The following is a 23,997-nucleotide window of genomic DNA, read 5'->3' on the forward strand; positions in this document are numbered from 1 at the left end:
GAGCGGAGGACGTGCGCAGCGTGCCGTGCCCGCACGACGTTCCGGGGCATGAGCTCCTCCACCGTGCGGTGGTGCGTGTCGCCTCCCCCTTCCGCCCGTGCGGGGGCACGCCGCCCGTGGGACGTTGGGTTGCAGGAGCATTCCGAGGAAACGGCGGCATCATGCGAGCTCAACTAGGCGATCAACTCGTGGTCGAAAGCCCTGCCACCGGCATCACCAGACGGGACGGCGAGATTGTCGGACTCCACCACGAGGATGGCACCCCACCCTATGACGTGCGCTGGTCGGACACGGACGAGGTGACCCTCGTCTTTCCCGGCCCCGACGCGCACATCCATCACATCGAGCACGGCCCCGGCACCACACACGAGCCCTCCCGGACACGTTCGGACCAGGCAGGCCGGCGGACAAGCACCGAGCCCCGCGGAACCGCGCCGGGCAGGGTGCTCAACCCCGGTGACATCGGACGTCGCGTCGCCACCGAACGCGCACGTCAGGGACTGACCCGCGAGGAGACGGCCCGGCGCGCCGGAATGGCGCCGGAATACCTGGCCTATCTCGAGGAACAGCCGGCCGACCCGACCGTGGCCAGTCTCGTCCGCCTGGCCGACGCGTTGGGCACCACCATCGGCGCGCTGCGCGGCGGCGGTATCGACCTGCCGCCCGGCCGGGGCCAGGCACTCCTGCACCCCCGGCTGGTGGAACTGGGCCGCGACGAATGCCGCGCCCTTCTCTCCACGCACGGCGTGGGGCGCGTCTCGGTGTCGACACCGGAAGGGCCGGCGGTGGTGCCGGTCAACTACGAGGTCATCGACGACGCGATCGCGTTCCGGACCTCGCCGGCCACGGTCCCGGCCGCGGCCGTGGGATCGGACGTCGCCTTCGAGGTCGACCAAGTCGACACGGCCATGAGTCAGGGCTGGAGTGTGCTGGTCGTCGGGCCCGCGCGTGAGGTCACCGACCCTGCGGAGGAGGAAAGGCTGGCCGGCCGCGCCCACACCGGGCCGTGGCCGGGGGGTGAACGCCCGATGTGGGTGTCGATCCGGCCCACGCGCATCACCGGGCGCCGCATCACGCCGGCCGGGCACTGAGGGGCGGCGCCGGCCGTCGCCGCCCCTGCCACCGCGGACGTACCTACTGGGGACCCTCCGAGTCCGACTCGCCCGTGAGATGGGGCTCGACGTCCACGACGCCCTCCACGGCGCGAATGAGCCGTACGGCGACCGAGACCAGCGAGGTGTCGCGGATGTGTCCGCGGAGGGTGACGACTCCCTCGTGCACTTTCACGTGGATGCCGTGGCTGAAGGCCGGGAACAGGTAGGACACCACGGTGCGCCGTACCTCCTCCTCGATGTCCTCGTCCGGCCGCAGGAAGACCTTCAGCAGATCGGCACGGCTGACGATGCCCTGGAGCATGTCCACATCGTCGACCACGGGCAGCCGTTTGACGTGCCTGACGGCCATGATCCTGGCCGCCTCGGCCAGCGTGGCACCAGGGTGGACCGTGATCGCGGGTGTGCTCATGAGCTCCTCGGCCGTCACGGCCCCTGCCTTGGCGATGTCGGACAGCCGCCGGCGCTGCTCGACGAGGCCGGGGTCTCTGTCGTGGAACTCCTCCTTGGCCAGCAGGTCGGCCTCGGAGACGACACCGATGACACGCCCTTCTCCCTCCAGCACCGGCATGGCGCTGACCTTCCACTGTTCCATGGTCCGGACGATCTCCTTGAAGGGCGCGTCGCGTCCGACGGCCACGACCGTCTGCGTCATCACATCGCTCACGATGTGGGGGGTCTCAGGCACTCGGGCCTCCTCGTCTCGCCTCGTCAGGGCACCTCGCCCGCGCCGTAGGGCGCGTACAGGTCGAGCAGCCGCACCCGCGCGGACCTGAGCCGGCGTGCCAGCACGCCGAGGACGTAGGTGGTGAGTTCGTGATCCAGCTCCGGGTCGGCGGCGCACATCTCACGGACCGCGACCGCGTCGAACTCGTAGGCGCGCACCGGGCTGCCGGCCTCGGCGCCCAGATGCCAGTGGTGGGGAGGCAGCAGCCAGGACCAGCCGAGCAGCCGTCCGGCGCCCAGGGTCTCGATGACCGCCGCACGCCGGCCGGGCACATGAAGGTCGAGGTTGACCGTGCCCGTGTGGATGATCCAGAAGCGGTCGGCCCTGCCGCCCTCCTCGAAGATGCGCTCGCCCATCGCGAACGACACCTCGCGAGCGAGGGCCATGAGCTGCTCGCGATGTTCCTTGGTCATGGCGCCGAAGACGCCGGTCCTCGCAACCACCATGGACTTCCCTTCTCCATGACCTCGAAGCGGAGGCGGGCTCGAATCCGGTCACGGACGTCCCTGGGCGCGGAGCCGTGCCTGCTCTCGTAGGCGGAAGCCTCGGGCCGTGTCGGCCGAGACCGACAGGCCGACGGCGGTGCCGGGTGGCCCCCCGCGCTGTGTTCCGGGCCGCATGACTCCACGATCGTCGCAATTCAGCGGGGTGCAACCCGGGCCGAGACGTCCCGCTGGGAGTGGGCCCACGTGTCGCGACCGGCCCGGGGCGGTGCGACGGTATTCACAGGGGGTACCGGCAGTGGCCACGGAAGGCGGTGGAAACCATGGGGCTCCCGCTGGTCGTGGGTGTCGACGGATCGGATTCCAGCCTGGAGGCGGTGGACTGGGCGGTGGACGAGGCGGCGCGCCACGGGCTGTCCCTGCGGCTCGTCTTCGCCTCGCTGTGGGAGCGCTACGAGGGAGCCCGCCCGTCCTTCAGCACCGACCGCGCGTCCGACAAGGTCATGGCCGAGCACATCACGGCGTCCTGCGCGGAACGTGCCCGGCTGCGCAACCCCGAGGTGAAGGTGTCGAGCGAGGTACTGCCCGACGACGCCGCGTCCGCGCTGCTGCACGCGGCTCACGCATCCTTCGCCCTGGTCACGGGTTCCCGCGGGCGCGGCGAGATCGCCGGGTTGCTGCTGGGATCGGTCAGCCTCACCGTGGCCGCCCGTGCCGTGTGCCCGGTCGTCGTGGTCCGCGGTGGGAAGCGGAACCAGCAGGGTTCCTACGGCCGCGTGGTGGTCGGCGTCGGTGACGCCACCGACGGCTCGGCCGCCGTACGGTTCGCCTACCGCGAGGCCGGGGCACGCGGCTGCGCCCTGCACGCCGTACGGGCCTGGCGCCGCCCCGCGCATGAGCACACGGACAGTCCCTTGATCGTGGACGACGCCGCCGGTTCACAGGAAGAACGGGCCTCCGCCCTCCTCACCGAGGCGTTGCGCGACGCCGCGGGGGACGACCCGCAGGTCGAAGTGGAGCGCCAAGCCGCCGAAGGCCCCGCCCACAAGGTCCTCCTGGACGCCTCGGCCGATGCCGACCTGATGGTCGTGGGCGCGCTGCGGCGGCACGGGCACTTCGGCCTGCAACTCGGCAGGACCGCCCATGCTCTGCTGCATCACGCCGACTGCCCGGTGGCCGTCGTGCCGCAGCGAGCCTGAGCACCGCCGCACGGGCTCACGCTCCCGCACAATGCCCGAGGGGAGAAGGTGAGGGCGACGGATGCCGGAGTGGATCTGGGAGTACGAGGGATACGACCCTGACGCCGAGCGGTTGCGAGAGTCGTTGTGCACGCTCGGCAACGGCTACTTCGCCACCCGCGGCGCCGTGCCGGAGAGCAGGGCGGGCCTGGTGCACTACCCGGCCACCTACGCCGCCGGGGTCTACAACCGCCTGGAGTCGACCGTCGCGGGACGCCGGGTCGTCAACGAGGACCTCGTGAATCTTCCCAACTGGCTGCTCCTGCGGTTCCGTCTCCGCTCCGCCGACGGATCGGCGGGCCCCTGGTTCTCGCCCGACACTCACCGGCTGTCCGACTACCGGCACACCCTGGATCTGCGCCGAGCCACACTGACGCGTACCTTCCGGTACCGGGACGACGAGGCGGGCATGCTGGGCGTGGAGCAGAGCCGCCTGGTGGACATGGCGGACCCCCACCTGTGCGCGCTGCGGACCGTGCTCACGGCCGAGGAGTGGTCCGGCGAGGTCGAGGTCGAATCCGTCCTCGACGGCGATGTGACCAACAGCAACGTCCACCGCTACCGGTCGCTCAACGGAGATCACCTGACCCGGGTACGGACGGGAGAGGCGGGCACCGACACGACGTGGCTGCGGTGCCGGACCAGCAGCTCCGACATCGGTATCAGCATGGCGGCGCGCACGGTCGTCGTCGGGCAGTCGCCCACGTCGTCCCAGCTTCGCCCGTCCCGTCGCCGAGCCGTCCACCGACTGGTGATCCCGATCGCTCCGGGACGGCCCGCCGTGGTCGAGAAGACCGCGGCCCTGTTCACCTCACGCGACCCGGCGATCGGTGACCCGCTCGCCGCGGCGCTCGACCGCGTGGCCACAGCCGGAGACTTCCCGTCGATTCTTGCCTCCCACGTCGCGGCGTGGGCGCGGTTGTGGCGCCTCGCGGACCTCCGGGTACCCGGAGACGCGGGCCGTGTCCTGCGCCTGCACCTGTTCCACGTGTTGCAGACACTGTCGCCGCACACCGCGGAACTGGACGTGGGCGTGCCGGCCCGCGGACTGCACGGCGAGGCGTACCGGGGTCACGTCTTCTGGGACGAGCTGTTCGTCCTGCCGTATCTGAACCTGCACCTCCCGGAGGTCTCGCGGGCCTTGCTGAACTACCGTCACCGGCGCCTGCCCCAGGCCTGCCGAGCCGCTCACGCGGCAGGCCGGAGCGGGGCCATGTACCCGTGGCAGAGCGGCAGCGACGGCCGTGAGGAAACCCAGCAGCTGCACCTCAACCCCCGTTCCGGCCGCTGGCTGCCCGACAACTCCCGGCTCCAGCACCACGTCGGCTCCGCCGTCGCCTACAACGTGTGGCAGTACTGCGAAGCCACCGGCGACACCGAGTACCTGCACACCAAGGGCGCGGAGATGCTGTTGCAGATCGCCCGCTTCTGGGCGGACAGCGCGGAGTTCGCACCCGAGCACGGCCGCTACCGTATCCGCGGCGTGGTCGGCCCCGACGAGTACCACGACAGCTACCCCGACGCCGTCCGGCCGGGACTGGACGACAACGCGTACACCAACGTCACCGCCGCCTGGGTCCTCAGCCGCGCCCTCGACCTCGTACAGCGCCTGCCCGCATGGCGCCGGGAGGAACTGTTCGAGCGCATCGGGCTGGACGGCGGCGAACTCCCGGAATGGGACGAGATCTCCCGGCGGTTGCGGGTTCCGTTCCACCAGGGCGTCATCAGCCAGTTCGACGGGTACGGCGATCTCGCCGAGCTGGACTGGGAGGCGTACCGGGCGCGCTACCGGAGCATCCGGCGGCTGGACCGGATCCTCGAGGCCGAGGGCGACACCGTCAACCGGTACCAAGCCTCCAAGCAAGCTGACGTGCTGATGCTCGGTTACCTCTTCTCGGCCGGAGAGCTGCGGGACCTGTTCGGCCGCCTGGGCTACGCCGTGGACGACGCGATCTGGCGCAGGACCGTCGACTACTACCTCAGGCGCACGAGCCACGGATCCACTCTCAGCGGCCTCGTCCACGCCTGGGTCCTCGCGCGGGCCAGACAGGCCGAAGCCTGGAGGTACTGCCGGGAAGCCCTGGAACAGGATGTCGCCGACCTCCAGGGCGGCACGACCGGTGAAGGCATCCACCTCGGTGCCATGGCCGGCACCCTGGACCTGGTGCAGCGGGGCCTGACCGGGCTGGAGCCCCGCGAGGACGCCCTCCGGCTGGACCCGGTGCCCCTTCCGGCGCTGTCCGAGTACGGGTTCTCGCTGCGCTACCGCGGCCATTGGGGCGTCGGCGTACGGCTGCAGCGCGGACAGCTCCGGCTCGGGGTGCCCGACTCGGCGGAATCACCGATCCGTGTGGTGCTGCCCGACCGGGCCGTGACCGTCGCGCCGGGAGAGGTCTGCACGCTTCAGCTTCCGCAGGACTGATCCGTCCGGCACGCTGATGGGTGCGTCCTGATGCCGCGGCGTGAGAGGTGGTGCACACTTTCGGCATGCCCGAGGAGCAGTCGCAGCCGCCCCCTCCCGAGTCACTGCTGCAGGTGATCGACAACCTCGCCCGGTTCCATCGAGAGCATGAGGAGTACTACTCACAGGCCCCGTTGCGGCAGGCCGGCGAACTCCAGGCGCGATCCCGGGCGCTGAAGGCCCTGGCCGACCGGTGGAGCGTGGTCGAGGCCGGTGAGCAGACGACGGCGATCCCGTTCGCCGGGGCGGAGGATCTGAACGCTCCGGGGCTCGTGGCGGAGTCGGGGATCCTCTTCATGGAGGGGGAGAACGAGCCCGCCGAGCTCCGAAGGCTGAAGCGTGAAGTCGGGCTGGTCGCCGAGGAGACCGCGCAGGGCGGTGCCTGGCTGGCCCGGGCGATGGAGCAGGCGTGGGAGATCGCGGGGGGTCTGGCCGCTCACCCGGCGCTCGCGGACCTGCTGGGGGAGCGGCACCGGATCATCGCCAATGACTGGCAGTCGGCCGGCCTGCAGGCTCTGGTGGCGAGGCTGCTGCGCCGCGCACTCGACCTGCTGACCCAGGTCGACTTCTCTCCGGCGGCGCTTCGGGCCGACCTGCGAAGCGGGCGGAAGGCCCCCGCCTACCTCTACTCGGCTTCCGAGCTGCTCGACCGGGCTGCCGACCTGATGGCGGAGTCGGCGACGCTGGTGCACGAGAACGAGAGGCGCTGGCGCGTGTTCCGTGCGCGAGTTCGCGCGTTGCAGGCCGGGTGAGCCGGCGGACACCGGAGTGGTCTCGTCGCGAGAGATACGGGTTCGGCGAGCAGGGCCGGCACGGGCGGCAGGGCGGCGGCCTTCGCCGCCGGCGCTGTGGCGGGCCGCTCCGCGCGACAGGCCGTGGGAGACGGGTATGGAGTGGTGGGTCTCACTGGCGGGAGCCGGGCTGGTCATGGCCGCTCTGCGAGACCTGTTCCATACCCTCTGGCACCCCACACGCCACGGCGGCCTGAGCCGACTCGTCATGACCGCGCTGTGGAGACTCTCCCATCATGTGCGGGCGCGCAGGCGCGTGGCCGGGCTCGTCGGTCCGCTCGCCATGGTGACGGTGGTCGGTATGTGGGCCACCACGATCATCCTGGGCTGGGCCATCGTCTACTGGCCCCACATGCCCGAGGCGTTCACCTTCACCGGTGGCTCGCGGCCGTCGTCGCAGGTGGACCTGCTCGACGCTCTCTACCTGTCGCTCGTCACCGTGGCCACTCTCGGACTCGGGGACGTCGTGCCGGCCGAGGGCTGGCTCCGCATCGCGGCGCCGTTGGAAGCGCTCGTCGGGTTCGCCCTCCTGACCGCCACCGTCTCCTGGGTCCTCGAGATCTATCCGGCCCTGACCCGCAGAAGAGTCCTTGCGGTCCGTCTGGCTCTCCTGCGCGGCTCGGACCCGGCGACGGAGCAACTCGACTGCGCTGTGGGGGCTCTGCTGCTGGACAGCGTCGCCACCGAGGTCGTGCGGGTCCGCATCGACTTCACCCAGTACGCGGAGGCGTACTACTTCCATGACGGTGAGGACCACGCCTCACTGGCGGCCATGGTCGGCTACGCCTCCGACCTCGCCCGGCGCGGGCAGGCCGCCAGGCGGCCGGACGTGCGTCTCACCGGCGACGTGCTGGCCGGCGCCCTCGACGACCTCGCCACCGTCCTGGACCAGCGCTTTCTGCACACCGGTGGCACGCCGACGGACGTCTTCGCCGCGTACGCCGCCGACCACGGGCGCAGTCTCACACCCTCGGACGGCCGGAACGGTGGTTCCCTGCGCGACGGGAGTGGTTGATGGCGGGCGAAGCCCGGGACACGACACGTTCCGCCGCGGGGCTGTCGTCGGCCGAGGCCGCGCGCCGGCTGACGCGCCACGGGCCCAACGAGATCCCGTCGGAGCCTCGCGCGCCGGTGTGGCGGCGCGTTCTGCAGCAGGTGCGCGACCCGCTGATCCTGGTGCTCCTGGTGGCCGCCGCCCTGACGATCGCCACCGGTGATCTCTCCGATGCCGCCGTGATCCTGCTCGTGATCACGGTGAACACCGTGGTCGGGGTGGTGCAGGAGGTGCGGGCGGAGCAGGCGGTCATGGCCCTGTCCGCGATGAGCGCCCCCGCGGCCAGGGTGGTGCGGGACGGCGAGGAACGCTCGATCCCGGCTGCCGATGTGGTGCCGGGGGACCTGGTGCTGGTGGCCGAAGGCGACATCGTGCCCGCCGACGGAGACGTCCTGGCAGGCGCGTCGCTGCTGGCGGACGAGTCCTCGCTGACGGGTGAGTCCGTTCCGGTGGAGAAGGCTCCGGACCCCGACGTGTCGCGGGGCTCGGTGTCGGCGGGCACGGTCATCGTCCGGGGACGCGGCCGTGTCGTGGTCACCGCCACCGGGGCGCAAAGCGCCCTCGGACGGATCGCGTCGCTGTTGGGCGCCGCACCCGGCCTGACGCCGTTGCAGCGCCGACTGGCGAGGTTCGGCCGGGTCCTGGCCGCCGCCATCGTGGTGCTGTGCGCCGTCGTCCTCGCTCTCGGGCTGGTGCGCGGGCAACCCGTGGAGCTGATGATCGTTGCGGCCATCAGCCTCGCCGTCGCGGCCGTACCCGAGTCCCTGCCCGCCGTGGTGACGCTCGCTCTCGCGCTGGGCGCCCGGCGGATGGCCGACCGGTCCGCCATCGTCCGCAGGTTGCCCGCGGTGGAGACCCTCGGCTCCGTGACCGTGATCGCCACCGACAAGACCGGCACCCTGACCGAGGGCCGGATGGCGGCCGAGCGGTTGTGGACGCCGCGCGGGGAGGCCGCGGTCGAGGGTACGGGCTACGAACCCGGGGGCCGGGTCGTCCGCGACGGCGAGACGGTCACCGTGGGCGACGCGCCTGATCTGGCGGAGCTGCTCCGTGTCGCGATGCTGTGCAACGACGCGGCGCTGGAGCCCCCGCCGGACGGTTCCACGGAGTGGCGAGCGCTGGGCGATCCCACGGAGGCCGCCCTCCTCGCGGCCGGGGCCCGCCTCGGGCTGGACCGGACGGCGCTCGACAGCGAACTGCCGCGAGTCGAGGAGATCCCGTTCGACAGCGGCCGCAAGCGCATGACGACCGTGCACCACCGGCCCGAGGGCGGCCTGCGGGTCGCCTGCAAAGGGGCACCGGAGGCGCTGCTCCGGCCGCAGGTACTGGCCGACGGTCCGGACGTACTCGCCCTGGCGGCGGCTCAGGCGGCGGAACTGGCACGAGGCGGGTACCGGGTGCTCGCCGTCGCCTCGGCCGACCACGAGGAGGGGGAAAAGCCGCCGGGGACGTGGGAGTCGGGCCTGTCGCTCCTGGGTCTCGTCGGCATCCTCGACCCGCCGCGCAGCGCGTCGGAGGCGACCATCGCCGCCTGCAAGGCGGCCGGCATCGTCCCCGTGCTGATCACCGGCGACCACCCGCTGACCGCACATGCCGTGGCCGGGCGCCTCGGCATCGCCACCCGGGACGAGGAGGTCACCACCGGCGAGCGGATCCGTGAAGGCACGGCGGGCGAACTGACCGGCATTCGCGTCTACGCCCGCACCACACCCGAGCAGAAGCTGGACATCGTCCAGGCGTGGCGCGGTGCGGGGCACGTGGTCGCGATGACCGGAGACGGCGTCAACGACGGCCCGGCACTGCGCCGGGCCGACATCGGCGTCGCCATGGGACGGCGCGGCACCGAGGTGGCACGCCAGGCGGCCGATCTCGTGCTGGCCGACGACAACCCGGCCTCCATCGTGTCGGCTGTCGAGGAGGGGCGCCGGGTCTACGCGAACGTGCGCCGGTTCCTGCTCTACGGGCTCGCCGGTGGAACCGCGGAGATCGTGGTCATGCTCGTCGGGCCCTTCCTGGGGATGCCGCTGCCGCTGCTGCCCGCGCAGATCCTGTGGATCAACCTGCTCACGCACGGTGTGCCCGGTGTCGCGCTCGGCGCGGAGCCCGTCGCTCCGGACGCGATGCGACATCCACCGCGGCCGCCCGAGGAGAGCGTGCTGGGCGCCGGGCTGTGGCCGCGGATCCTGTTCATGGGGGCCTTCGTCGCCGCGGTGACCCTGGTGGCCGGGGTGTGGGCGCGGGAGACGGGACGCCCCTGGCAGTCCATGATCTTCCTGGTCCTCGGCGCGACCCAGCTCGGCGTGGCGCTGGGTTCCCGGGCCCGTCCGGGAAGTCTGGCCAACCCCTTCCTGCTGGTCGCCGTGGGCGCGGCCCTGGCCCTTCAGGCGGCCGGGGTCTATCTGCCCGTCCTGCGGGACTTGCTGGGTACGGAACCGCTGTCGTTCGCCGAATTCGCGATCGCCTGCGCGTTGTCCGGCCTCGGCCATGTGGTCATGCGGGTGCAGACGCGGCTGTGGCCGGAGCGAGTGCCGCGAGCCGCCTCGACCGGACCCGGCGGTCCGGGTGGCCGGCCTCCTCGCTCCGCTCCCTGAGTGCCGCTATTGCGCGTTGAGGCGGTCGACCACGTCGGTGACGTCCTCGATGTCCCGGACCGCGCCGACCAGCTGCGGGACGAGTGCCGTGTCCAGCCTGCCCGCCAGGGTCACGACGCCGTTGTCCACCGTCACCTCGACGACGTCGGACGCCGGGAGGAACTCGCGCCGGAGGATGCGGGACTCGATCTCCTCGCGGATCTCGGCGTCGTTGCGGATGAGCGACCGGAGCAGGTCGCTGCGGCTGACCGCACCCACGAGCCGGCCGTGGTGGTCCGTGACGGGCAGCCGCTTGAGGCGGGAGCGAGCGGCGGTCCAGGCGGCGTCGGCCACCGGATCCCCCGGGTGGACCGTGATCGCCGGGTAGGTCATGAGGGTGGCCGCGGTCTCACCCCGGCTCTTCTCGTAGAGGCGGTGTTCCCGGAGCCTGGCGAGGGGACCGGCCCGGTGCGGAACGGCCATGACGGCGGCCTTGGCGAGGAGGTCGGACTCGGACACCACGCCGACCACGTGGTCCTCGGCGTCCACGACCGGAACGGCGCTCAGCCGCTCGCGCGAGAGCGTGCGGGCGACGTCGAGGAACGGCAGGTCGCCGGGGACCGAGACGGCCGGCACGCGCATGACGTCGCGTACGTGCGGCGATTGCGGTGCTCGTCCCCCGGTTCGGCGCTCGGCACGGGTGGGCGGCGTCTCCGCCGACCCGGTTGTGGGCTCGCCCGCCTTCGTCGCCGCCTCCGCGGCCGCGGCGTGGGCGAGGGCACCGAGATAGCGCTGCAGCAGGTCCTGGCGGTGCTCTTCCTCCGGTGTCCAGGGGCTGTGCGGGGCGGCGCGACGGGCTTCCCGTCCAGCGGCTCGGTGTTCGAAGTCGCTCACGGCAGCCTCCCGAAGAGCACGGCCGGTCACCTACCCGGCCAGTGTCCCACCGATCCCGGACGCACGCCCCCGTACGGCCGGGGACCGCGTGCGCGGCACAGGCCGACGCGACACCTCCGGCCCCGGAGCGGAGACTTGAACCGAGAGCCGACATGAGGGGAGCCCATGGCGGGATTCCGGGATTTCCTGATGCGCTTCCGGCCGGCGGGATCGCCCGGCCGGGCGGCGCCCGGGGGCGTGCCCTCGGATCGCTCCGCGCAGCTCTCCGCCGAACTGCAGCCGCCACTGGCGCTGCTGGAGCAGGCCGAGGCCGAGGCACGCACCGTACGCGAACGGGCGGCCCGCCGCGCCGAGCAGCTGCGGACCGAGGCCGCACACCAGGCCGAGGAGATCATCGCGCAGGCACGCACCAGGGCCCGCGACGTGCGGGCGGAGGCCGCCGACCGGGTACGCCGCGCCGCCGAGACCGAGGCGGCGGAACTCCTCACCGCCGCCGAGCGGGACGCGGCCGGCGTACGCCACCGGGCCGGGACGCGCATGCCCGCCCTCGTGGACCGGGTGGCGGCGCTCGCGACCGAGGAACTCGTGCAGGCCGGCACGGCTGTCCAGGGCCCGCGCGGCGAGCCCGGGGGAAGGGGCCCGGGGTGAGCGCCGGATGGGTCGCCGGCGTCACCCGGTCCCGGGCCATGCGATCGAGGAGTCTCGGCACGGCGGGGATCCGGGAGGTGGCTTCGGCCCCGACCCTCGACGACGCACTGCGCTACCTGAGCGGCACGGCCTACCGGCGCGACCTCGACCCCGGGGCGTCGCTCGCCGAGGCCCAGCGAACGGTCGGAGCGACGCTGCTGTGGCACCTGCGCGTGCTCGCCGGATGGCAGCCACGCAGTGGTGCGGCGGCGATCCGCGCGCTCGCCGCAGGGTTCGAGATCTCCAACGTCGAGGACCGTCTCCGTGCGTTGTCGGGTGCGGATTCCGCCGGGTCCTTCCGGCCCTACCGGCTCGGCACACTGGAGACCGTGTGGCCCCGGCTGTCCCGGGCCGGATCACCCCCCGAGCTCAGGTCCGAGCTGGCCGCGTCCGTGTGGGGCGACCCGGGCGCCGATTCCCTCGCCGCGGTGGCCACGGGGATGCGGGTCTCCGCCGCGGTGCGCACCGCGGCCGCCGTGCCGGAAGCAGTGCGCTGGGCGGCGGGGCGGCTCGCTCTCCTTTTCGCGCGCGAGGTGTTCCTCCTCGGCCGCCGGCTGACGGAACCCTCCGTCCGGCGGGCCGCCCGGCTGCTCGGGCAGGACGCGGTGAGCGCGGCCTCGTACTCCGACTTCCGGCAGCACCTGCCTGCCACGGCACGCTGGGTGGTGGAGGGACTCGACGCCCCGTCCGACCTGTGGCGGGCGGAGGCCCGCTGGTGGGACCGGGTCGACCGGGACGGCGCCGAGCTGCTGCGCGCCTCCCGCCTCGGCTCCGGGCCGGTGGTGGGTGCCGTCGCGGTGCTGTCCACGGACGCCTGGAGGGTGCGCGGGGCGCTGGAGCTGGCCGCGCGGGGAGGCGGACCGCCGGAGGCCTTCGATGCGCCGGCCTGAGGTGATGGTCCCCGTCCGCATGCGGCGCGTGGCGATCCTCGCCCCGCGCCCGGCCCTGAGGGACACCCTGGTCCGGGTCGCCGAGGCGGGCTGCGTCGAGATCGACGCGGTCGACGGCGGCGCGCGCGGCGCGGCGGCCGGCAGACTGCAGCGTCTGCGTCAGGCGCCTGCCGAAGCCGTCCTCAGCGCCGGGCCGCCCGACCTCGACGCACTGGAACGCGCGGGCCGGGTGGATCTGCTGGCGGGCGAAGCCCAGCTCGAGGAGCGGCTCCGCGGCGTGGTCCAGCGCGGCGGGGTCGGCGCGCTCGCCGGGTGGTGCCCCGCCGCCGAGGTCCCCGCGACCGCCGAGCGCCTCGCCGGTGCGGGGGCGGCGCTGGTGCCGCTGAAGGCACCCCGCGGTGTCGACCCACCGACCCTGCTGCGCACCACCGGCGCGGTGCGGCGATCGTTCACGCCGCTGGTCCGCACGTACGGGACGGTGCCCTACGCCGACCTCGACCCCACCCTGCCCGCGGGCATCGTCTACGTGGTGATGTTCGGCGTGATGTTCGGCGACGCCGGACATGGCGCGCTGCTGCTCCTGGCCGGGCTCCTGCTGCGCGCCGGCCGGCCGCGCAGGGCGGCGTCGCTGCACGCGCTGTGGCCGTTCGTGGCCGGGGCGGGGCTGACCAGCACCCTGGCCGGACTGGCCTACGGCGAGTTCTTCGGCCCGACCGGTGTCCTGCCGGTGCTCTGGCTCGACCCGCTGGACGAGCCGATACGGCTGCTGGCCGCCGCCGTCGCTCTCGGCGCCGCGCTCCTGGCCCTGGCGTACGCGGCGGGGATCGTGAACCGCTGGCGGGAGAACGGGCCGTCGCACGCCCTGTACGCGGCGTCCGGCATCGCCGGGGCGGCGCTCTACCTCGGGCTCGTCCTGAGCGTCGGCGCGGGACTCCTGGGCCGCACCCCCTTCGCGTTCGCGGGCGCGGCCGTCGCGGCCACGGGGCTCGTCCTGGCCGGAACCGGGATGTACCTGGCCACCGCGGGCGGCCCGGGTGGCGCCGCCCAGACCGGCATCCAGCTCTTCGACGTGGTGGTACGCATCGGCTCGAACCTCGTGTCCTTCGCACGCCTGGCGGCCTTCGGACTCACGCATGCCGCACTCGGCGACATCGTGTGGCGCGGCACGACAGCGCTGGCAGGGGCGGGGGCCGCCGCGCTCGTGGCGGCGATCCTGGTCTTCGCCGTCGGCAACGCCCTGGCCTTCGCTCTGGAGGCGCTGGTCGCCGGGGTGCAGGCGTTGCGGCTGGAGTTCTACGAGCTGTTCTCCCGGCTCTTCGAGGCACAGGGCCGTCCCTTCCACCCCTGGCACCTGCCCGTACAACGCACGGAGGCGTCGTCGTGATCACCTGGCTCATCGCCCTTCCCGTCATCGTGGTGGTCTGTCTCGTCACCCGGCTGCTGCTGCGCCGGTCCGGGCGGGCGGCCCTGCGGCTGGTGATCGCCGCCGACGCCCTCCTGTTCGCCGGCGCGTTCGCGCTGCTCGCGGTGGCGCTCGGCAGCGGGGACGCACAGGCCGCCGCGACGGCCACGGAGGTCGCGCAGGAGTCCGGATCCGGCTCCGCCGCGCTGATCGGCGCCGCGATCTCGGTGGCCGGAGCATCGATCGGGGCGTCGATCGCCGTCGCCTACACAGGTGCCGCGGCCATCGCGGCCCTCAGCGAGCGGCCGGAGCTCTTCGGCCGGGCCATGGTGATCGTCGGTCTCGCCGAGGGCATCGCGATCTACGGCCTGGTCGTCGCGATCATCCTCATCGGAAGGGCGTGACATGGGACGCGTGGTCGCCATCGGAGAACCGGTGAGGGTGGCGGGGTTCGCGCTGGCCGGGGTGCACACGCTGCCCGCAGAGGAGCCGGACGCGGTACGGGAGGCGTGGCGGAACCTGCCGGACGACGTGGAGCTGGTGATCCTCACTCCGGCGGCGGCCGACGCACTGGGCCCGGCGCCGTCGGAGGCCACCACACCGCTGTCCGCGGTGATGCCGCCATGAGGACGCCCGCCCCGGACGAGGCCGGGGCCGCACTCCAGCCCGTGCGTACCGAGTTGCTGCGGGCTGCCCATGCCGAGGCCGCCGAGCTCCTGGCCCGTGCCGAACACGATGCGGCGGACCTGCTCGACGACGCCCGCACCGAGGCCCGGAGGATTCTTGACGAAGCCCGCCGTGAGGGCGAGACCCAGGGCGGGGCCGCGGGCCGTGACCTGCGCGCGCGGGCCCGACGACAGGCGAGGGCTCAGGAACTGGCAGCCCGGCGTGAGGCGTACGAGGAGCTGCGCCGCCGCGTCACCGAGCGCGTCCGGGAACTGCGGCGCGCGCCGGACTACGCGTCCGTCCTGGAGCGGCTGACCGGGCACGCGCGCCGGCTTCTCGGACCGGACGCGGAGGTCACCGTGCAGCCCGGCGGGGGCGTGGTCGCCCACGCTCCGGGGCGGCGGGTCGACTGCACCCTGGACGCCCTGGCCGCGCGTGCGCTGGTCCGGGCCGACGTGGAGGCCGAGACGCTGTGGGCGCCGTGAAAGCGAAGGTCTCCTCCAGTGTCCTGCGGGTCGCCGGGCCGCTGGTCGAGGTCGCGTACACCGAGGGGGCGGCGATGCACGACCTGGTGTTCCTCGGGGACGCCCGCCTGCCCGGTGAGGTGGTGGCGATCAGCGGCGACATCGTCACCGTCCAGGTGTACGAGTACACCGGAGGGCTCGCGCCCGGTGACCCCGCCTACCCCGGAGGGAGACCGCTCTCCGCGCTCCTCGGCCCCGGACTGCTGGGGGGAATCTTCGACGGTCTGCTCCGGCCACTGGCCGGCGCCGGGGACCGGCTCGTCCCCGGCGCGGCCCAAGCCGCCGGGCAGGACCGGAGCTGGTCGTTCGTCCCGCGGGTGAAGGAGGGCGCACGGGCCTCGGCGGGTGAGGAACTCGGAGAGGTGCTGGGGGCCGGACCGGTGAGGGTGCGTGTGCTGGTACCGCCGGGAGCCGGTGGCGTCGTGGAACGCATCGCGGACGCGGGCGACTATCCGCAGGATGCCGTCGTGGCCGTGGTGGACGGCACCGACGTGCGGATCGGCGCCACCTGGCCCGTACGCCGGCCGCGTCCGGTACGCGAGCGCGGTGGCGAGCCGCAGGTGCTGAGCACCGGACAGCGCGTCATCGACCTGCTCTTCCCCGTGGCCCACGGCGGCACCGTAGCCGTTCCGGGCGGCTTCGGAACCGGCAAGACCGTGCTGCTGCAACAGATCGCCAAGTGGTGCGACGCCGACGTGATCGTCTACGTCGGCTGCGGCGAACGGGGCAACGAGATGGCCGATGTCATCGCCGAGTTCTCCGCACTCGAGGACCCCCGTACCGGCGGACGGCTCGCCGACCGGACCGTGACCGTCGCCAACACCTCCAACATGCCGATGATGGCCCGCGAGGCGAGCATCCACACCGGCGCCACGGTCGCCGAGTACTTCCGCGACATGGGACTCGACGTCGTGGTCATCGCCGACTCGACCTCCCGGTGGGCCGAGGCACTGCGCGAGTTCGCCTCCCGGACCGGCGAGCTGCCGGCGGAGGAGGGCTATCCGGCCTCTCTCGCCTCGGCGATCGCCGCGTTCTACGAGCGGGCGGGAGCCGTGACCACGCTCGGCGGCGAGCGCGGCTCGGTCACCGTGATCGGCGCGGTCTCACCGCCGGGCGGCGACATGACCGAGCCGGTCACCGCGCACACCGAGCGGTTCGTCCGCTGCCTGTGGTCGCTGGACCGCGACCTCGCCTACGCCCGGCACTATCCGGCCCTGTCCTGGTCGGGGTCGTTCTCCCGCGACGCGGCGACGCTCGGCGTCCGGCAGGCGGCGGCGGGCGACCCCGCCTGGCCGGCACGGCGCGCACGCGTCGCGGCCCTGCTGGCCGAGGCGGACCGGCTGGCCGACCTCGTCGACCTGATCGGCATCACGGCGCTGCCCGACCAGGAGCGCGTCAGCGTCCTCGCCGGACGGCTCCTGCGTGAGGGGGTGCTCCAGCAGAGTGCCCTGTCGGACCGGGACGCGTACTGCGGTGCGGACAAGACCGCCGCACTGGTCGACGCCGTGCTCGCGGTCGTCGACCGCTGCCGGGAACTGGTCGACTCGGGTGTACCGGCGACCGTCGTCGAGGAGACGGACTTCGAACCGGTGCTCCGTGCCCGCGAGGCGGTCGGCCCGCACGACGCCGGGGGAGTGGCGGCACGGCGGGACGCCATGCTCGCCCGGCTCCGGGAGGTGCGGTGAGGTGAGCGGTGACTGCCGCGGGGGAGGCGAACGGCTGTGACCCTGTGGGGCGACGTCGAGTACACGGCGATCCGGGAGCTGCGGGGGCCGCTCGCCGTCGTGGAAGGAGTCACGGGCGTCGGCTGGGACGAGTACGTCCGGATCAGCCTGGAGTCCGGCGAGCAGCGCCATGGTCTCGTCCTGGAGGTGGACCGCGGCCTCGCCGTGGTCCAGGTCCTGGAGGACACCGCCGGAATGGACCCCAGAGGCATCCGGGTGGCCTTCACGGGAGGGCCGCTGCGCATCCCCGTGGGCCCTGGCTGGCTGGGCAGGGTCTGTAACGGACGCGGCGAGCCCCTCGACGGCGGGCCACCGGTGTTCGGGCACAGCAGCGTCGCGGTCGGCGGCAGCCCCATCAACCCCGTCCGCAGGGAGCCACCCTCCGCGCCGGTCATCACCGGTGTCGGCGCGGTCGACGCACTGACCACCCTGGTGCGCGGGCAGAAGCTGCCGGTGTTCTCCACGGCCGGACTGCCCCATCTCGAGCTCGCTGCCCAGATCGCGGCCCAGTCCACCGTCGGCGGCGAGTCGTTCAGCGTGGTCTTCGCCGGCATGGGCCTCACCCACCCGGACGCCTCGTTCGTCCGGGACGCCCTGGAGGAACGCTCGGCCGCCGGCGAACTGGTCCTGCTGCTCAACACCGCCGACGACCCGGTGATTGAACGCATCCTCACCCCGCGCCTGGCGCTGACGATCGCCGAGGACCTCGCCTTCACCGGCGGACGGCACGTGCTCGTCGTGATGAGCGACATGACCAGCTACGCCGAGGCGCTGCGCGAGGTCTCGGCCGCCCGCGGCGAGATACCGGCCCGCCGTGCCTACCCCGGATACCTCTACAGCGATCTGGCCTCCCTCTACGAGCGCTGCGGCAGACTCCGCGGACACCCCGGATCCGTCACCGTCCTGCCCGTCCTCACCATGCCCGCCGGAGACATCACCCACCCGGTGCCGGACCTGACCGGCTACATCACCGAGGGCCAGATCGTGCTCTCCCGCCAGACGCACGCCCTGGGCGTGTACCCGCCCGTGGACGCCCTCTCCTCGCTGTCCCGCCTGATGCGCAAGGGAGCGGGCCCGGGCCGCACCCGGGACGACCACCTCGACGTCGCGGCGCAGTCGCTCGCCGCACTCGCCCGGGCCCGGCAGGTCCGCGAACTCGCGGACCTGGTCGGCGAGGGTGCGCTGAGCCCGACCGACCGCCGCCATCTCGTGTACCGGGAGGCCTTCCTCCACCGGTTCGTGAACCAGCGAAGCGACGAAGCGCGGTCCTTGGACCAGACGTTGGAAGCCGCCTGGAACGCGCTGTTGACCCTGCCCCGGAGCCAGCTCTCCATGCTGCCCGCCGCCCTGCTCGACGCACACGGGGCCGAGGAGGAATTGGAGGCCGAGGAGGAAAGGGCGGGAGAGAACAGCCGTGGCTCCGGGGAGGGCGACGAGAGGGGGACGGCCGAGTGACGACCCCGTCCCGTCTCCCGCCCTCACGCGCCGGCCGACTGCACCTGCGGCACCGGCTGGATGTCGCCGCTCGGGGCGCCGACCTCCTCGAACAGAAGCTGCGCATCCTGCTCTCACGTCACGAACACCTGCGCCGGGCCGAAGAACGCAGTGGCAGCCGATGGCACGACCGGGTGAAGGAAGCCGACACCTGGCTGGTGCGAGCGGTCCTCCTCGGCGGGGAGCACGCCCTCGACAGGGCGGCAGCCGGAGTCGGCCCCGCGAGGATCACGGTCGGCGAGACGGTCACCATGGGCGTCCGCCATCCGTCCGAAGTCACCTGCGTCGTGCCGGACCGCGCTCCCAGCTCGGCCGCACCGGCCAACACCGCCCTGGTACATGCCGAAGCCGCCTACCGCGAGGCCGTACGGGCAGCCGCAGAGTACGCCGCCGCGCGGGCGGCATCCCGGATCGTCGGAGCGGAGGTGCTGAGCACCCGCCGACGGGTCCGCGCGCTGCGACGCCACTGGATCCCCCGTCTCGAGACGGCACTCGCCCGGGTCGAACTCGCTCTGGAGCAGATCGAGCACGAGGACGCCGTCAGACGCCGCTGGGCAGCCCGGACGCTGGGGAAGGGCACGAGCGGGGCCGACGGCTGAACCCCGCTCTCCCCGCGTGCGGATCGATTGCGGAGAAACCACACTGGCCGTAAGGGCAGCAGTCGGGGCGGGCCGACTCCACGGCGCGTCCCGGCGACGCGGACCGCGAGACCCGAAGGAGACGGCCATGACCACAGCACGGGAGATCATGCACGCCGGTGCCGTCTGCGTGCAGGAGGACGAATCACTGGAGGACGCGGCACGCCGGATGAGCGAGCTGGACGTCGGAGCCCTCCCGGTCTGCGGGCCGGACGACCGGCTCCACGGGATCATCACCGACCGGGACATCGTGGTGAAGTGTCTTGCCAAGGGCAAGGACCCGAGGACCATGAACGCGGGCCTGCTCGCGCAGGGCAAGCCGATCACCGTCGACGCCGGGGCCGACACGGACGAGGTGCTGCGGGCCATGGAGGAGCACAGGATCAGGCGGCTTCCGGTCATCGACGATCACCGGCTGGTCGGCATGATCAGCGAGGCCGACCTCGCACGCCGGCTGCCGGAGGAGAAGGTGGGCCACTTCGTCGAGATGGTCTGCGCGTCCCACTGACGAGGTCGCTCCCCTGCCCTCGGCCGGGACGTCGGCCTCACTGGAACGCGGTGTGGATCTCCTGTTCGGTGGCGGCGTGGGAGACGACGAGCAGCTCGTCGCCGGGCCGGAGCCGCATCCCGGGGGCGGGGACGGTGGGTTGGCCGTCGCGGATGACGGTCGCGATGACGGCGCCCTCGGGAAGGGGGATCTCGACGAGCGTGCGGCCCGCGGCGCGGGACCGCGCCGTGATCGTCGTCTCGATGACGTCGACACCCGCCTTGCTCAGTCGCAGCAGGGCGACGGTGTCGGTGGCACCGGTGGCTTCCTCGATGAGGGAGATCAGGGGGGTGGCGGCGGGTACCGCGGTGTCGACGCCCCAGTGCTGGTCGAAGAGCCAGGCGTTCTCCGCGTCGTTGACGCGGGCCGCCACACGGGGGACGGCGAACTGCCGCTTGGCGAGGAGGCTGATGACGAGGTTGTCCTCGTCCGTGCCGGTGGTGGCGATGACGAGGTCGGCGGTGAGTGCGCCGGCGTGCTCCAGGAAGGCGGGTTCGCATGCGTCCCCGGCCACGAGGCGTACGGGGAGGTGGCCTTCGAGCTCGGCGATGCGGTCCTCGTCGACGTCGACGAGGGTGACGTCGTTGCGGGCGGCGGCCAGGACCTGGGCGATCTGGGTGCCCAGGCGTCCCGCGCCGGCGATGAGAGCCCTCATGTCCCCAGCTCCTTGTCCAGGAAGCCGCGCAGCCTGCCCAGCGAGGTGGCGGACACGGCGAAGGTGACCAGATCGCCGCGCTCGGCCAGGGTGCTGTGCGCGGGCACGAGCGAGCGGCCCGCGCGTGTGATCTCCACGACGCGGATCTCGCCGTCGACGTCGCACTCGGTCAGGCGTCGCCCGGTGAGGTAGTCGGGCAGCTGCGAGCGGACCAGCAGGGTCTCGCCGTTGCCGAAGGCCAGTTCGGGCGTGAGGTGGCGGTGCAGCAGCATCTGGTGAATCCGGTGGACCGTCCAGCGGACGCTGGCGATGGTGGGGATGCCGAGTTCCCGGTAGATGTCGGCGCGGCGGGGATCGTAGATGCGGGCGAGGACGATCGGCACGCGGTAGGTCTCCTTGGCCGTCCGCGCGCTGACGATGTTGCTGTTGTCGCCCGAGGTGACGGCGACGAACGCGTCCGCGTGCTCGATCCCGGCTGCCTCGAGCACCGCGCGGCTGTACCCGTTGCCCTCGTGGAACCGGCCCGGGAAGCCGGCCGGGAGCCTCCTGCGGGCCCGGCCCGACCGGTCGATGAGCCGCACGTCGTGGCCCTCGGCGACGAGCTGGACCGCGAGTGTGGATCCCACCCGGCCGCAGCCCGCGATGATCACTCTCATCGTGCTTCTCCCTTCGGACTCGTCGGCCGTCGGCGGCGCAGCCACCCCTTGCGGCATTCCTCCGCGGCCAGCAGCAGCGCGCCGAAGGCGGCGAGGACCGCCCAGTCCGCGGCGGCCAGCGGAGCGGTGTTGAAGAGCGCCTGGAGCGGGGGCAGGTAGCTGATCGCCGCCATCAGTGCGATGCCGAAGCCACCGGCGGCCAGCAGCCACGGGTTGGACAGCAGGCCGATGCGGAACACGCTCTGCCGGTCCGTGCGTACCGCCAGGGCGACGAAGAACTGGCTGAGCACGACCCCCGCCTGGACCAGAGTGACCGCTTCCCGGTAGACGGTGTCGTCCTCGGTGATGTCCGCGTACGGGATTCCGGAGGCGTGGATGTGCCAGAAGAACACGGCGGTCACACCGAGGGCCTGGATGCCGCCCAGGAAGAGGATGCGCCCCATCACGGCGGACGAGAAGAGCCGTTCGCGCCGGGAGCGGGGCGGGCGGTCCATCACGTCGGGCTCAGGCGGCTCGGCGCCGAGCGCGAGGGCGGGCAGGACGTCGGAGCCGAGGTCGATGGCGAGGATCTGCACGGCGCTGAGGGGAACCAGCGGGAACCCGGCGAAGGTCGCGGCCACGATCGGACCGAGCTCGCCGATGTTGCTGCTGAAGACGTAGACCAGGAACTTGCGGATGTTCTGGTAGACCGACCGGCCGAGCCTGACCGCCGCGGCGATGGAGGCGAACGAGTCGTCCAGCAGCACCATCACCGCCGCCTCCCGGGCGACATCGGTGCCGGAGTCGCCCATCGCGACGCCGATGTCGGCGTGCTTGAGGGCGGGCGCGTCGTTGGCACCGTCGCCGGTGACCGCGACGACTTCGCCCCGTCGCTGCAGCGCCGTGACGACCCGCATCTTGTGTTCCGGGCTGACCCGGCACAGCAGCAGCTCGTCCGGCGCGGCCAAGAGGGTGTCCAGTCCGTCGTCGTCGAGGGCGTCGAGCCGTGCCCCGGTCACCACGGTGGGCTGAGGCCGGGAGACGATACCCACGCGACGGGCGACGGCCTCGGCCGTCAGCTGGTGGTCCCCGGTGACCATGACGATCCGGATACGGGCCCGTCGGCAGGCGGCGACCGCTTCGCTGACCTCGGGCCGCGGCGGGTCGAGCATGCCGACGAGCCCCAGGAGCGTCAGCTCCGACTCCACCTCGCCCTGGGCGGGGCGGGGGCCCGACACGGGCCGCCGTGCCGCCGCCAGCACGCGCAGCCCCTGCGAGGCCAGCTCGTCGTTGGCGGCGATCACAGCGGCACGCAGCTCCTCGGTCAGCGGCAGCCGCTCTCCGCTCCGGTCGATGCGCGTGCAGCGGGCCAGCAACTCCTGCGGCGCGCCCTTGACGTACGCGTGGTAGCCGTCGGCGGTGTCACCGTGCACGGTGCTCATCAGCTTGCGGACCGAGTCGAAGGGGTACTCCGCCACGCGCGGCGTCGCCGCTTCCTCGGCGGCACGGTCGATTCCGGCCTTCGCCGCGGCCACCAGCAGGGCGCCTTCAGTGGTGTCGCCGAGCACCCGCCATCCCTGGCGGTCCGACGGAGGCACCAGCCGGGCGTTGGAGCACAGTGCCGCGACCCGCAGCAGGTCCCGCACCGGCCGCGGGTCGGCCACGTCGCCCTCAGGCGCGTACCCCACCCCGGACACGGCGTGCCGCGTGCCGCCCGCCCACACCTGCACGACGGTCATCTCCGCCTGGGTGAGTGTGCCCGTCTTGTCCGTGCACACGACGGTGGTGGACCCCAGCGCCTCCACGGCCAGCAGCTGCTTCACCAGGGCGTGCCGACGGGCCATGCGCCGCACCCCGATCGCCAGTGACACCGACAGCGTCGCGGGCAGGCCCTCGGGGACGAGGGCGACCATGACCCCGAGCGCGAACACGAAGGTCTCGACGAACGGCTGCCCGGTGGGCACACGCACCGCGAACAGGGCGGCACCGATCGCCAGCGCGGTTCCCGCGACCCTGCGGGCCATCAAGGCCACCTGGCGCTGCAGCGGAGTCTTCTGCCGCGGCGCCGCGGCGGCGAGCCGGAAGATCCCTCCGAACTCGGTCGCCGCGCCGGTGGCGAACACCACCGCCTTCGCGGAACCCGCCACGACGTCGGTGCCCATGAACAGGCAGTTGCGGGCCTGGAGCACCGGTCCGGCCGCCACCGTCTCGGCCGTTCGGCCGACGGCGTCGCTTTCCCCGGTCAGCGCCGCGTTGTTGACGGAGACCTCGTGGGCCTCCACGAGGCGGCAGTCCGCCGGTACCGCGTCGCCGGCCTCCAGGACGACCACGTCCCCGGGCACCAGGTCGCGTGCGGGCACCTCCCGCCGCTCGCCGTCGCGGAGCACCCGGCAGGTGTGCGGCACCATGGCCTGCAGCGACTCGGCCGTTCGCTCGGCGGAGTACTCCTGCGCGAAGCCGATGGCCGCGTTCAGCAGCACCACGCCGAGGATCGCCACGGCCAGTTGCAGAGTGCCCACGTCCGGGGGCTTCTGAAGCCCGTAGGCCAGGAACGTGATCGCCGACGCGACGAGCAGCACGACGGCGAAGAGGTCGGTGAACTGGCCGGCCAGCTCTCGCCACAGTCCCCGTCGCCCGGCGGGCGGGAGTTCGTTGGGGCCGTACCGGTCGCGCCGTGCCGCCGCGTCCGCCGCCGCGAGTCCCCGCGGCGAGGTGTCCACCGCGGCGAAGACCTCCGTGGTCGTGAGCGTCTGCACCGCGGGGCCGCCCGTTCCGCTCAGGGCCGCCGGCCCGTGCCCCCCGTCTCCGGGTGTCTGCACGGGAGTTCGGATACCCATGGCCGAGT

General features: G+C 73.0%; 22 protein-coding genes. 16 read left to right on the forward strand and 6 right to left on the reverse strand.

Features of this window, described 5'->3' with window-relative positions:
* Positions 1–161 precede the first annotated feature (161 nt).
* Positions 162–1,091: a pyridoxamine 5'-phosphate oxidase family protein gene (locus ACFU3E_RS04815; protein WP_384152060.1), complete on the forward strand. Its 930-nt coding sequence runs from the start codon at positions 162–164 to the stop codon at positions 1,089–1,091.
* 43 nt (positions 1,092–1,134) lie between these two features.
* Here the strand turns inward: ACFU3E_RS04815 and ACFU3E_RS04820 are convergent, their stop codons facing one another.
* On the reverse strand, positions 1,135–1,800 hold the full coding sequence (locus ACFU3E_RS04820; protein WP_384152063.1) for a CBS domain-containing protein: 666 nt from the start codon (positions 1,798–1,800) through the stop codon (positions 1,135–1,137).
* A 23-nt stretch (positions 1,801–1,823) separates the two neighbouring features.
* Positions 1,824–2,285, reverse strand: a complete 462-nt coding sequence (locus tag ACFU3E_RS04825) for a Crp/Fnr family transcriptional regulator (protein WP_384152067.1) — start codon at positions 2,283–2,285, stop codon at positions 1,824–1,826.
* A 320-nt stretch (positions 2,286–2,605) separates the two neighbouring features.
* Here ACFU3E_RS04825 and ACFU3E_RS04830 point away from each other — a divergent pair, with 320 nt between their 5' ends.
* The 5 genes from ACFU3E_RS04830 (at position 2,606) to ACFU3E_RS04850 (ending at position 10,417) form a co-directional block, all read left to right on the forward strand.
* Positions 2,606–3,481 carry a universal stress protein gene (locus ACFU3E_RS04830; RefSeq protein WP_384152070.1) on the forward strand — a complete coding sequence of 292 codons (876 nt, stop codon included), beginning with the start codon at positions 2,606–2,608 and terminating at the stop codon, positions 3,479–3,481.
* A 61-nt stretch (positions 3,482–3,542) separates the two neighbouring features.
* Positions 3,543–5,942: a glycoside hydrolase family 65 protein gene (locus ACFU3E_RS04835; RefSeq protein WP_384152073.1), complete on the forward strand. Its 2,400-nt coding sequence runs from the start codon at positions 3,543–3,545 to the stop codon at positions 5,940–5,942.
* 65 nt (positions 5,943–6,007) lie between these two features.
* Entirely contained in the window at positions 6,008–6,733 is a 726-nt protein-coding gene (locus tag ACFU3E_RS04840) for a hypothetical protein (RefSeq protein ID WP_384152076.1), read from the forward strand.
* A 136-nt stretch (positions 6,734–6,869) separates the two neighbouring features.
* The gene (locus tag ACFU3E_RS04845) at positions 6,870–7,787 is read left to right on the forward strand and encodes a potassium channel family protein (protein WP_384152079.1); all 918 of its coding nucleotides are present in this window, start codon (positions 6,870–6,872) and stop codon (positions 7,785–7,787) included.
* Positions 7,787–10,417: a cation-translocating P-type ATPase gene (locus ACFU3E_RS04850; protein ID WP_384152082.1), complete on the forward strand. Its 2,631-nt coding sequence runs from the start codon at positions 7,787–7,789 to the stop codon at positions 10,415–10,417. The genes ACFU3E_RS04845 and ACFU3E_RS04850 overlap by 1 nt, the downstream gene beginning before the upstream one ends.
* Positions 10,418–10,423: 6 nt before the next feature.
* Here the strand turns inward: ACFU3E_RS04850 and ACFU3E_RS04855 are convergent, their stop codons facing one another.
* Entirely contained in the window at positions 10,424–11,290 is an 867-nt protein-coding gene (locus ACFU3E_RS04855; RefSeq protein ID WP_384152085.1) for a CBS domain-containing protein, read from the reverse strand.
* Between the two features lie 165 nt (positions 11,291–11,455).
* Here ACFU3E_RS04855 and ACFU3E_RS04860 point away from each other — a divergent pair, with 165 nt between their 5' ends.
* The 10 genes from ACFU3E_RS04860 (at position 11,456) to ACFU3E_RS04905 (ending at position 19,823) form a co-directional block, all read left to right on the forward strand.
* Complete coding sequence (locus tag ACFU3E_RS04860) at positions 11,456–11,938, forward strand: hypothetical protein (RefSeq protein WP_384152088.1); 483 nt, start codon at positions 11,456–11,458, stop codon at positions 11,936–11,938.
* Positions 11,935–12,867 (forward strand): V-type ATPase subunit, encoded by a 933-nt coding sequence (locus ACFU3E_RS04865; protein WP_384152091.1) that lies wholly within the window; start codon positions 11,935–11,937, stop codon positions 12,865–12,867. The genes ACFU3E_RS04860 and ACFU3E_RS04865 overlap by 4 nt, the downstream gene beginning before the upstream one ends.
* Positions 12,854–14,251, forward strand: coding sequence for a V-type ATPase 116kDa subunit family protein (locus tag ACFU3E_RS04870; RefSeq protein ID WP_384152094.1), 1,398 nt, complete (start codon positions 12,854–12,856; stop codon positions 14,249–14,251). Before ACFU3E_RS04865 ends, ACFU3E_RS04870 begins: the two co-directional genes overlap by 14 nt.
* Entirely contained in the window at positions 14,248–14,673 is a 426-nt protein-coding gene (locus tag ACFU3E_RS04875; RefSeq protein ID WP_384152097.1) for an ATP synthase subunit C, read from the forward strand. Before ACFU3E_RS04870 ends, ACFU3E_RS04875 begins: the two co-directional genes overlap by 4 nt.
* A 1-nt stretch (position 14,674) precedes the next feature.
* Positions 14,675–14,896 carry a V-type ATP synthase subunit F gene (locus ACFU3E_RS04880; protein ID WP_384152100.1) on the forward strand — a complete coding sequence of 74 codons (222 nt, stop codon included), beginning with the start codon at positions 14,675–14,677 and terminating at the stop codon, positions 14,894–14,896.
* Positions 14,893–15,420 (forward strand): V-type ATP synthase subunit E family protein, encoded by a 528-nt coding sequence (locus ACFU3E_RS04885; RefSeq protein WP_384152103.1) that lies wholly within the window; start codon positions 14,893–14,895, stop codon positions 15,418–15,420. The genes ACFU3E_RS04880 and ACFU3E_RS04885 overlap by 4 nt, the downstream gene beginning before the upstream one ends.
* Positions 15,408–17,144, forward strand: coding sequence for a V-type ATP synthase subunit A (locus ACFU3E_RS04890; protein ID WP_384152106.1), 1,737 nt, complete (start codon positions 15,408–15,410; stop codon positions 17,142–17,144). Before ACFU3E_RS04885 ends, ACFU3E_RS04890 begins: the two co-directional genes overlap by 13 nt.
* A 36-nt stretch (positions 17,145–17,180) precedes the next feature.
* Positions 17,181–18,638, forward strand: coding sequence for a V-type ATP synthase subunit B (locus ACFU3E_RS04895; protein WP_384152109.1), 1,458 nt, complete (start codon positions 17,181–17,183; stop codon positions 18,636–18,638).
* A complete protein-coding gene (locus ACFU3E_RS04900; protein WP_384152112.1) occupies positions 18,635–19,276 on the forward strand; it encodes a V-type ATP synthase subunit D in 642 nt (213 codons plus the stop codon). The genes ACFU3E_RS04895 and ACFU3E_RS04900 overlap by 4 nt, the downstream gene beginning before the upstream one ends.
* A 127-nt stretch (positions 19,277–19,403) precedes the next feature.
* Positions 19,404–19,823 (forward strand): CBS domain-containing protein, encoded by a 420-nt coding sequence (locus tag ACFU3E_RS04905; RefSeq protein WP_384152115.1) that lies wholly within the window; start codon positions 19,404–19,406, stop codon positions 19,821–19,823.
* 37 nt (positions 19,824–19,860) lie between these two features.
* Here ACFU3E_RS04905 and ACFU3E_RS04910 read toward each other — a convergent pair whose 3' ends face one another.
* From ACFU3E_RS04910 to ACFU3E_RS04920, 3 genes are read right to left on the reverse strand one after another with little or no spacing between them, the layout of a single operon-like run.
* Positions 19,861–20,517: a potassium channel family protein gene (locus tag ACFU3E_RS04910; protein WP_384152118.1), complete on the reverse strand. Its 657-nt coding sequence runs from the start codon at positions 20,515–20,517 to the stop codon at positions 19,861–19,863.
* Positions 20,514–21,173 (reverse strand): potassium channel family protein, encoded by a 660-nt coding sequence (locus tag ACFU3E_RS04915; RefSeq protein WP_384152121.1) that lies wholly within the window; start codon positions 21,171–21,173, stop codon positions 20,514–20,516. Before ACFU3E_RS04915 ends, ACFU3E_RS04910 begins: the two co-directional genes overlap by 4 nt.
* Positions 21,170–23,971 (reverse strand): cation-translocating P-type ATPase, encoded by a 2,802-nt coding sequence (locus tag ACFU3E_RS04920; RefSeq protein WP_384152124.1) that lies wholly within the window; start codon positions 23,969–23,971, stop codon positions 21,170–21,172. Before ACFU3E_RS04920 ends, ACFU3E_RS04915 begins: the two co-directional genes overlap by 4 nt.
* Positions 23,972–23,997: the final 26 nt, after the last annotated feature.

The organism is Streptomyces sp. NPDC057424, assembly GCF_042803315.1.
In the GTDB taxonomy this organism is placed as follows: Bacteria; Actinomycetota; Actinomycetes; order Streptomycetales; family Streptomycetaceae; genus Streptomyces.

Coding starts and splice junctions, on each gene's coding strand:
- ACFU3E_RS04910 (WP_384152118.1), bottom strand. CDS start 20,517: ATGAGGGCTCTCATCGCCGGCGCGGGACGCCTGGGCACCCAGATCGCC.
- ACFU3E_RS04870 (WP_384152094.1), top strand. CDS start 12,854: ATGCGCCGGCCTGAGGTGATGGTCCCCGTCCGCATGCGGCGCGTGGCG.
- ACFU3E_RS04840 (WP_384152076.1), top strand. CDS start 6,008: ATGCCCGAGGAGCAGTCGCAGCCGCCCCCTCCCGAGTCACTGCTGCAG.
- ACFU3E_RS04915 (WP_384152121.1), bottom strand. CDS start 21,173: ATGAGAGTGATCATCGCGGGCTGCGGCCGGGTGGGATCCACACTCGCG.
- ACFU3E_RS04815 (WP_384152060.1), top strand. CDS start 162: ATGCGAGCTCAACTAGGCGATCAACTCGTGGTCGAAAGCCCTGCCACC.
- ACFU3E_RS04845 (WP_384152079.1), top strand. CDS start 6,870: ATGGAGTGGTGGGTCTCACTGGCGGGAGCCGGGCTGGTCATGGCCGCT.
- ACFU3E_RS04885 (WP_384152103.1), top strand. CDS start 14,893: ATGAGGACGCCCGCCCCGGACGAGGCCGGGGCCGCACTCCAGCCCGTG.
- ACFU3E_RS04860 (WP_384152088.1), top strand. CDS start 11,456: ATGGCGGGATTCCGGGATTTCCTGATGCGCTTCCGGCCGGCGGGATCG.
- ACFU3E_RS04850 (WP_384152082.1), top strand. CDS start 7,787: ATGGCGGGCGAAGCCCGGGACACGACACGTTCCGCCGCGGGGCTGTCG.
- ACFU3E_RS04835 (WP_384152073.1), top strand. CDS start 3,543: ATGCCGGAGTGGATCTGGGAGTACGAGGGATACGACCCTGACGCCGAG.
- ACFU3E_RS04880 (WP_384152100.1), top strand. CDS start 14,675: ATGGGACGCGTGGTCGCCATCGGAGAACCGGTGAGGGTGGCGGGGTTC.
- ACFU3E_RS04825 (WP_384152067.1), bottom strand. CDS start 2,285: ATGGTGGTTGCGAGGACCGGCGTCTTCGGCGCCATGACCAAGGAACAT.
- ACFU3E_RS04905 (WP_384152115.1), top strand. CDS start 19,404: ATGACCACAGCACGGGAGATCATGCACGCCGGTGCCGTCTGCGTGCAG.
- ACFU3E_RS04830 (WP_384152070.1), top strand. CDS start 2,606: ATGGGGCTCCCGCTGGTCGTGGGTGTCGACGGATCGGATTCCAGCCTG.